The following is an 8,119-nucleotide window of genomic DNA, read 5'->3' on the forward strand; positions in this document are numbered from 1 at the left end:
CACCCGGCGTCGGCTGTGCCGCTGCGGGTTGAGGCTAGGCCGGTGGGGGTGTGGCGTCGCGCCAGATGGCTCCGACCCTGCTGGTGGCCTTGGGCATCCGGTCGGGCTCCTCACCTGGCCATACATTGATCAGGTATTCCTCGATGGGATCGTCGTCGCCGCGTTGCTCTCCCGCGTCGCGGTTGCGTCCGGCCACCAGCACCATCATCGGGCCCGGAGGGAGTTCACCGGTGAACGGCATGACCGATGGCGGGATCACATCGGCGCCGATCACGCGCATCACCCCGCCGGGCCAGTCGATGCCGACGACGGCGACGTCCTCCCACACGTCAAGGACAATGGCGGGTTCCGCGGTGAGCAGCTCAGCGGTCACTCGGATCTGGTCGTCTTTGATTCCGGTCACGACCACCGCTCCTCCGGCCGGTTCGAACTGCGCGGCGGCGACCAGGCCGGTGCGATAGGGCAGCTCGGTCGACACCGGCGGGGAGTCGAGGGGGCCGATGATGAAGCCGTTGTACTCGATCCAGATCATGTCCGTCGGCATCGTTCGCCTCCTGATATGAGCGGTCCCCGCCCCTGCGCACCCCCTCCAGGGCCGCAGGGGCGGGGAGCGCCCCGAACTGGTTATCAGACGTGGTGACCTTCGGCCTTACGGGACGATTCTGACGAAGAAGTCGTCGCCGTCCAGCACCCGGTTACGGGCGTAGAAACTGCCCAGGTCCCGGCCCGCCCCGGTGTTCTGGGTGGCCTCCAGCATGCACGACGACCAGCCGCTGGGGCCGGTGACACCGGTCGGTACGCCCCAGGCGGGATCCATCTCGCACCAGGAGGTGTTAGGCGGCGCGAACGTCCGCCCGGTCCCCTGTGGTTGCTGGGTGGATGCGCCCTGGTGACTGGAGCGGAACGGGTATTCGTCGCAGGACTTGACGGTGGGGGTTGTGGGCCGCGCCCAGCGAGGCGGACATGCGGTGTCACCGTTCTGGCGTTTCTTGGCCCTGTCCTGGAGACGGGTCAGCGGCTTACCGCCCGGCTCGCCAGGAAGCCCGGAGTCCTGCGCCGCCTCGATGTGCCGGGCGACGTCCGCGCGGATATCTGACTTGGAGTACTCGATCACCGGGGTAATGGCGGGATACACGCACCCGGGGATGATCGGCTGGCGGCGGATGCCGCCCTCCGGGTCGCCCAGGTCATTGCCGTCGGTGTCGAACACCACATCGCATCGGGTGGCGGGCCCCTCAGAGGGGACCGGTTTGGATGGACGGGCGAAGGGATAGATCACCTGCCATTCCCATTGCGGCGTGGCGTGCCCGATACCGCCGACGTACAGGGCCCGGTAATACGACTCGCCGATGTTGAGGACCTGGTTCCTGAATCCTCCCGGGCGAATCGGCGTGCTCCCATCGGGCTTGCACTCGCCAGCGCAGGTCGACAGCCCCGTGACCTGCGCCAGAACGTCGATCGACGCCAGCCGCTCGGACCAGTACTTCACGATGTTGATCTGGTAGTTGAATCTGTCGCTGATGTCCAGGGTATGGCCGTAGCCGTACTCCAGAGCCTTGGCGGTGCCGATGTGCGCGGTCTGCCCCGGGCCGGTCTGCACGAACAGCAGCACTGTGGCGTCACGGATACGGCACAGCTCGTCCCGGAACCCCTGCCACCCTTGTAGTGCATGGTCATAGCACCACTGCGGGATCGGGTACGGCTCGGTGATGCCCGGCTTCGGGGTGGTCGTGCGGGGATTTGATCGGGAAACCGGCTTCTACTGTGGGTGTAGGTGCGCGAGGCGGTGGTGGCGATGGTGTCGTGGCAGGAGGAGCCGGCGCGGCGGCAGGTCGAGGCCCGGCGGCGGATCGAGGACCTTCGTCGGCGGCTTGGTGAGGTGCAGTCGCGTTTGGAAGCCGAAGAGGATCGGCTGTCCTAGCTGGAGATCACCCAGAAGACGATGAGCAGGATTCTGGGTGAGGCGGCCCAGATTGCCGAGTCCATGCCGAGGGTAACTGACCAGCGCGTACTCGCGGCCAAGTCGAGTGCGTTGGTGGAACCAGCGTGATCGCGCTTGGTGGCGGCGTCGCCAGTCGCGCCGGTGGGTGTCGTGGCTGGACGGGTTCGGGTGGTGGAGGGCGTCAGCGAGCAGTCGTTCGCATCGGTGGGCTGACGAAGCATCGATTCGCGTCGTAGGGTGATGGAACGGTCACCAGATATGAGGTGCCGTGGCGTCAGGGTCGAACTGAGGGAACATCGATGCCGCTAGCCTTGTCAGCCCATCGGCCATCTGCTCACCGAGGCCACCGCCGCGTTGAAGGCCGGTCGACCCCGCTGGCACGTCCGCCGCGTAAAGCGCGATGTGGAGCGGCTTCTGCGTGGCTGGCGCGGCCGGCAGCATCCTGGTCGTCTGCGCTGAGGATGCGGACTTCCCGGTGCTGGTTCAACAACGCCGAACCAGTCCTCGCCGCTGTCATCACCGCCGTGCGCGCGGCGCCGTCGCTGCCCAGTGGGCTGGTCACCGTGCGGCTGCGCGTCGGGTCGCTGGACTCTGCCCTCGAAGGCGGCTGAACGATCGGTCCCGGCGGCCACCGCCGTGACCTGTGCGCGGGTTCCGCGTACCAATGGATTGCGCGAAGCCCCGCGCCGGATCGACCGCCCAGCCGGCCTTGGTGCACATCACCGCTGTGGACGGCCGCGGAGCTCGGCTCCACCGGGCCTGCCGTCAGCGCGGCGCTCGCGTACACCGCCGGTTCGCCGCCTGGTAATCGAAACGCGCCACTCCTGCTCCTGTTACACGACGGTACGGCACCGTGCGATCAGCGCCTACGGGCGAGTGCGGGCGAGCCGGATCAGGTCGGGTCCCCTTCCAGATCGGTTCGCTTCTGCAACTCTCCGCGTGCCCACATCTGGCGGGCGGCGTCGAAGCACTGGTACGGCGCGTTCACCTGGTCGGCGAGTTGCTGGCCCTTGGCGTTGTTGATTTCGTCGGCCTTGTTGTCCGCTTCGGTGCCCGGCCTCGCCACTTCGTGTGCGTTGCCGAGCTGTGTGGCGAAGTCCGCGCCGAACGCCTTCTTCAGGTAGCACTGCCACAGCGCGTGGCGGACCGCGTTCTGCTCCTCGGCGTCCGTCATATGCCTGACTTCGAAATAGACGAGAGCGTAGACGAACAGCACCCGGTCCACGGGGGTGTTCGTGTCTCGCACGACGTTGTACTCCTCCTCGGAGAAGTTCTTCCCGAACCATTCCACATATTCCGCGAGTTGGGTGAAAGGATAACCTATGGTTTGCAGGCGGTTCGCCAGGTCGACCAGCCTCTGCGCCAGCCTCGTGATGAATTCATGGTAGATCCGCGTTACCATCGAAGGCGGAGCCGACGGGGACGAGTCCCACATGAACCTCGAAACCCAGGCTGCGTCCTCGGGTTTCAGCCCCCCGTACATCGCCGCCGTCAACCCCGCCACGGTCACCGGCTGTGGAGAGTTGCGCAGCCTGTACCACACTGCCGCCAGGAGACCTATTCCGGCGGCGAACAGTAGAGTGGTGGTGGCGATGAACCGACGGTTCAGTTGTGCCGTCGAATCCATTGTGGGGTACACGTCCTGGGACGGAACGGTGTTACACACACACCAGAATCCCACGCCGGCGGGTACCTCCATGGTCATGGTCCAGCCGCCTGGCGTGGGGTTCCTGATGACGAGACACTGAATCGATGAACCCGACATGATCACCAGTTGGTTGTCGTCCTGGATGTCGTGGTCGTATACGGTTCCGTCGGGGCCGGTGGTCGTCATCACCACGCCGGCCGGGAATTCGGCGTTGTCGACACTCCTGGCGAGGACAACATAGAGATACGGTGCCCCCTCCTCGACGTTCAACGTGTGGCTCGAAGTGTGCCTCTGGTCGGGGCCGTCCGTGTTGCTGCATTGACAGTAGGCGTATGAATTCGTGCCGTGCAGGTCGAACCAGGTGGAACGGATGGCCGGCAGCGTCAGAGTCGAACAGAAGAGCCCGTTGGATGTCGACTGGTGGGTCTCCACTGCCGACTGCGCGTTGCATGTGACCTTCGGAACCAGGCCATCGCTGTAATGCTGACTCTGCTCGTCATTCCATGTAATCATGTCTGCGTCGATTTGACCGGTGCCGCGATACCAGAGGGTGCTGGCGCCTTGTGACTGGTGTACTTCTACGACCAGCCCGTCGTTGGTGACGGCGACGGAAGGGGTAATTCCTTGGTCGTACTCGATGCTTCCGCCCCAGTCGATCGTGTCGCCGTTGATCCTGCCGACGTGATACCAGAGGGTGCTGGCGCCTTGTGACTGGTGTACTTCTACGACCAGCCCGTCGTTGGTGACGGCGACGGAAGGGGTGACTCCTTGGTCGTACTCGATGCTTCCGCCCCAGTCGATCGTGTCGCCGTTGATCCTGCCGACGTGATACCAGAGCGTGTTGGCGCCTTGTGACTGGTGTACTTCTACGACCAGCCCGTGGTCGGTGACGGCGACGGAAGGGGTAATTCCTTGGTCGTACTCGATGCTTCCGCCCCAGTCGATCGTGTCGCCGTTGATCCTGCCGACGTGATACCAGAGCGTGTTGGCGCCTTGTGACTGGTGTACTTCTACGACCAGCCCGTCGTTGGTGACGGCGACGGAAGGGGTGACTCCTTGGTCGTACTCGATGCTTCCGCCCCAGTCGATCGTGTCGCCGTTGATCCTGCCGACGTGATACCAGAGGGTGCTGACACTCTGGGACCGGTGCACCTCCACAAGCACGTTCCCGGCATTCAGGGCGACGGCTGGGGATATGCCGGTGTCGTAGCGGGCGGCGTCACCGAAGTTCTGATCTCCGACGGGCGAGCCCTCGTCAACGCCCGGTAGCGTCGGCCTTGAGCCTGGATCATCCAGGATTCGCTTGATTGCAGTGTGCAACGGAAAACTGCTCGTGGTGTCAGTCATGGTCATACCTCGCAATCTCTGATTGCCGCGATGGGGGAGAGACGGAACTGAACCAGCTTGACCCGCGCGATGCAAAAAAAGGGGGGTGCTAGAACTTGTCCAGGTCGATCGCCCATGTCATTGTTCCGCCCAACCCCATTTTGATCACGTAACTGACCTTGTAGCCGAGCGATTTTTCATCGTCGTAGCTGACGAACAGGCCGGTCTCGGTGCTGTAGGCGTAGGGAGTCAGGGTCGGTTCGTCCCACCGCTGAACGTCAAGTTCCCCACTCTCAATCTTGTCGAGGATCTCGTAGTAGGCGAGAATGCCGGGAGTGGCGGTGGCCGGCCCGGCCGGCCCTGCGCTGCTGAATGGCTTTCCGTAGCCGTCGGCGGCCTGTGTGACAACATAGGTCCGTCCGTAGGTGGGCATCCCCAGCACGATCTTGTCTTTGGGAATGCTTGCTTTGAGGTAGGATTCCACCGTGTCCTTGACATCAAAAGTTCCGCCGGGTGAAGAGTCCTGCAGGAGGGGCGCATTGGCGCCCGTTCCGGTCTGCGGATCGTCAAATGCCCCATGGTAGTCGTATGACATGACGTTGAACCAGTCCAGGAACGGGGCGCATTGAGCCAACCATTGGAAGAATGCGTCGCCAGTTCTGCTGCCTTTGGGGACGGCGGCGGATGCCATCGTGATGATGAAATCCTGCCCGGCCGCCTGGCGAAATTCACTCAGTAGCGCAAGATAGTTGTCGTAGTCGGCGTCTTGACCGCCGCGTTGAGGGTCCCCCGGGTATTCCCAGTCGATGTCAATACCATCGAAACCGTAACGTCCGGCATAGTCGATCGCAGAATTGATGAACTGCGCCCTGCCGTCCGGGTTGGCTGCCATCGTGCTGAACAGCTTGCAGGTGAAAGGACCGTAGGGGTGTTCCGTCCCGGCCGACTGGGGTGTGTCGTCGCACGAGTTGAAGCTCCAGCCGCCGATCGCCAGCAGCGTTTTCAGGCTGGGGTTCTTCTGCTTCAGTTCCTGCATCGCGGGATACAGGACCTGCTGATCATTCCATTCCACGGGTTGGATCGTGTAGTCGCCCGTAAAGCGTTGTTCTCCGGCTCGTGTCGGCGAGGGGTCGACGCTCCAACTGACAAACCCGATCATTCCAAAGGCAAAGATGACATGCGTGAACAGTGACGGATCGATCTGATCGGGCGTGAATTTGCCTCCGGCCTGACGATATTGTGCCCAGTTGCCAAAATACCCCACAGACCTGTAAGCCATTTCGGTTCCCCTCTCCAGCTCTTCTGCTTTCGTTCCCTGTTCTTCCAGAGCCTGTTTCCGCAAGGGGCGCAGTCGCCGGTCAGCGGATCGGGACTGGGATCGGTCACGTTCAACCAGCCAGGCGACGAAGTCTTTCGCGATGTACTTGCTGTCGATGGCACCATGCGGCCATGGGTGCGCTGGTGGGCGTTACGACAGCGTTGTCGGCGTTCAGCCAATGACGAGGCCCAAGGCTTCCTGCGGAGAGCCGTCGCACCATACGACGCTGTCCAGGCCCGGTCACAGCCGCGATGTCGTTGCCCCACCGGAGCAAGTCCTGATGAGTGACAGGGGGAGCCGTAGTCGGTGGGATCATCGGAACCTGGCCTCTCGCTCGGTTACGCTCCCGGTGCCGATCGGCATGTCAGTGCTGTCGAACCAGCGGGCAAACTGTCCACCCGCAGTCACTTCCTGGTTGACAGCCTCGGTCTTACGCAGTTTGCGCCACGCACCGCGATTGAGTCGATCCCCCCTGCTGGAAGGCTGACGGTACAGCTGGCGCTACCAACCGGAAACAGCATCGCCCCAGACCACAGACGGGCGTGAGATCCAACGTCTTCGAGGCCGCACCGACACTGATTGCCTCGCATACCAGGTTGTCGTGAGTCCGCAGCGCTGACGCCGGTATGAGGCGTGGTCGACCCAACACCCCTGCCAGTGCTTCCTTGGTCAGAGCACATGAACAGGTCAGGACCTCTTCTGCGTTCGGCGAAGGGTGCGGTTCCTATCGAGGGGCTGGTTGCGCTGCGTTTTGGGTGTTCGGTCGCCGTGTGTCGGGTCGTCTTCTACCGTGCGTGGTGGAGGCGGTCGTATGGGCTCGTTGCTTGAGGAACTGGCGCGGCGGGAGGCCGCGGTCCGGCAGCGGATCGAGGAGATCCGGGAGCGGATTGCCGAGTTGAACGGGCTGTTGGAAGCCGAGGAAGACCAGCTGGCGCGGCTCGTCATCAGACGGCGGAGGGGATTCTGGGCGAGGCGGCCCAGGTGGTCGAGGAACCCGCAGCCGGGGAACGATCGGTTGAGCCTGCTGGAACGGCGGGGGCGACGTCACGGCTGGGAGTGGTGACCGGTGCCGCGGTGGCGGAAGGGGACGTCGACGTCGGTGTTGCCGACCGCGTACCAAGACGCGGTGGAGATTCTGCCGGGTGCGGCCGAGCCGATGCGGGCCGGGCAGATCGCGACCGCGATGGGGCTTGGCGACGAGGCGGCCAAACGAGAGGGCCTGCGGTCCAAGCTCAAGAGGCTGGTGGAACGCGGCTGGGCGTGTGAGGACGGCCCGGGGCTGTTCACGCTGGCTGAGCCGGTGGCCCGCCAGTTGGGCCGGGCAGGCCGCCGAGCCGACGGTTGGGTCGGCGGTTGGGGGTGCGGCTCTTCTGCAGTGACCTTGCTGATCTGGAGGAAGGGCTCTCCCCAGAAGAGTTACCCATCCAACATCGCGTGGGTCGGCCGTTAAGCAGCAAGCTGAGTCACCAGTCGCGGTTGGCGATCAGCTCCTCGTGGTCGGCATCGGTAAAGCCGTATGCAGTCGCGATGAACCAGAAGTCCTCACCGATCAGTTCCCGGGCGGCAGTCTCGAGCTCGCTTCCCGCAGCGTCGAAGTCGTCCTCCAGCTCGTTGAACTCCTGCGTCGCGGCGTGCGTGAGCACATACAGGGCCGGCAGGTCAGCGGGGCACTCGGCCTCAATGCGCGCACAGAGACGCAGCAGGATCGCCTTGGCCTGGTCCACGACGTGGTCGGGGTAGTAACCGTCCTCGTACATTGAGCCTTTTCCATCTTGATCGTGCTGGTCACAAGGTGGTTGCGGTGGACTGAGTCGGCCGGTGACGCGACGAGGCTCCTGGTAGATGCGAAGTCGACCAAAACAACCGCCCTGCCAGGAGCCTCTGG

9 protein-coding genes are annotated in these 8,119 nt (G+C 63.9%); 4 read left to right on the forward strand and 5 right to left on the reverse strand.

Annotated features, from left to right (window positions below; all coding sequences use genetic code 11):
- Positions 1–34: 34 nt before the first annotated feature.
- Both E1298_RS17805 and E1298_RS17810 read right to left on the reverse strand, forming a co-directional pair.
- Positions 35–544: a hypothetical protein gene (locus E1298_RS17805; protein ID WP_131894604.1), complete on the reverse strand. Its 510-nt coding sequence runs from the start codon at positions 542–544 to the stop codon at positions 35–37.
- 105 nt (positions 545–649) lie between these two features.
- The gene (locus E1298_RS17810) at positions 650–1,612 is read right to left on the reverse strand and encodes a hypothetical protein (RefSeq protein ID WP_131894606.1); all 963 of its coding nucleotides are present in this window, start codon (positions 1,610–1,612) and stop codon (positions 650–652) included.
- A gap of 162 nt (positions 1,613–1,774) precedes the next feature.
- Here E1298_RS17810 and E1298_RS48165 point away from each other — a divergent pair, with 162 nt between their 5' ends.
- Positions 1,775–1,921 carry a hypothetical protein gene (locus tag E1298_RS48165; protein ID WP_165975514.1) on the forward strand — a complete coding sequence of 49 codons (147 nt, stop codon included), beginning with the start codon at positions 1,775–1,777 and terminating at the stop codon, positions 1,919–1,921.
- A 482-nt stretch (positions 1,922–2,403) separates the two neighbouring features.
- Positions 2,404–2,553 (forward strand): hypothetical protein, encoded by a 150-nt coding sequence (locus E1298_RS48170; RefSeq protein WP_165975515.1) that lies wholly within the window; start codon positions 2,404–2,406, stop codon positions 2,551–2,553.
- A 281-nt stretch (positions 2,554–2,834) separates the two neighbouring features.
- On the opposite strand, the gene E1298_RS17815 is transcribed toward E1298_RS48170, so the two are convergent.
- Both E1298_RS17815 and E1298_RS17820 read right to left on the reverse strand, forming a co-directional pair.
- Positions 2,835–4,937: a DUF6973 domain-containing protein gene (locus E1298_RS17815; RefSeq protein WP_165975516.1), complete on the reverse strand. Its 2,103-nt coding sequence runs from the start codon at positions 4,935–4,937 to the stop codon at positions 2,835–2,837.
- Between the two features lie 88 nt (positions 4,938–5,025).
- Positions 5,026–6,258 carry a glycosyl hydrolase family 18 protein gene (locus E1298_RS17820; protein WP_207944692.1) on the reverse strand — a complete coding sequence of 411 codons (1,233 nt, stop codon included), beginning with the start codon at positions 6,256–6,258 and terminating at the stop codon, positions 5,026–5,028.
- 787 nt (positions 6,259–7,045) lie between these two features.
- Here E1298_RS17820 and E1298_RS17825 point away from each other — a divergent pair.
- Positions 7,046–7,297, forward strand: a complete 252-nt coding sequence (locus E1298_RS17825) for a hypothetical protein (protein WP_131894610.1) — start codon at positions 7,046–7,048, stop codon at positions 7,295–7,297.
- Positions 7,298–7,360: 63 nt separating this feature from the next.
- Positions 7,361–7,684: a hypothetical protein gene (locus E1298_RS17830; protein WP_131894612.1), complete on the forward strand. Its 324-nt coding sequence runs from the start codon at positions 7,361–7,363 to the stop codon at positions 7,682–7,684.
- Between the two features lie 13 nt (positions 7,685–7,697).
- On the opposite strand, the gene E1298_RS17835 is transcribed toward E1298_RS17830, so the two are convergent.
- Positions 7,698–8,119: DUF5713 family protein (locus E1298_RS17835; protein WP_341770632.1), on the reverse strand; the 422-nt coding region annotated here is incomplete at its 5' end.

Origin of the sequence: Actinomadura rubrisoli, assembly GCF_004349215.1 — a bacterium.
In the GTDB taxonomy this organism is placed as follows: domain Bacteria; phylum Actinomycetota; class Actinomycetes; order Streptosporangiales; family Streptosporangiaceae; genus Spirillospora; species Spirillospora rubrisoli.

Bases quoted from the DNA above. Each gene is read 5' to 3' on its own strand.
- E1298_RS17805 (WP_131894604.1), bottom strand. From the start codon at position 544: ATGCCGACGGACATGATCTGGATCGAGTACAACGGCTTCATCATCGGC.
- E1298_RS17825 (WP_131894610.1), top strand. From the start codon at position 7,046: ATGGGCTCGTTGCTTGAGGAACTGGCGCGGCGGGAGGCCGCGGTCCGG.
- E1298_RS17815 (WP_165975516.1), bottom strand. From the start codon at position 4,937: ATGACTGACACCACGAGCAGTTTTCCGTTGCACACTGCAATCAAGCGA.
- E1298_RS48170 (WP_165975515.1), top strand. From the start codon at position 2,404: ATGCGGACTTCCCGGTGCTGGTTCAACAACGCCGAACCAGTCCTCGCC.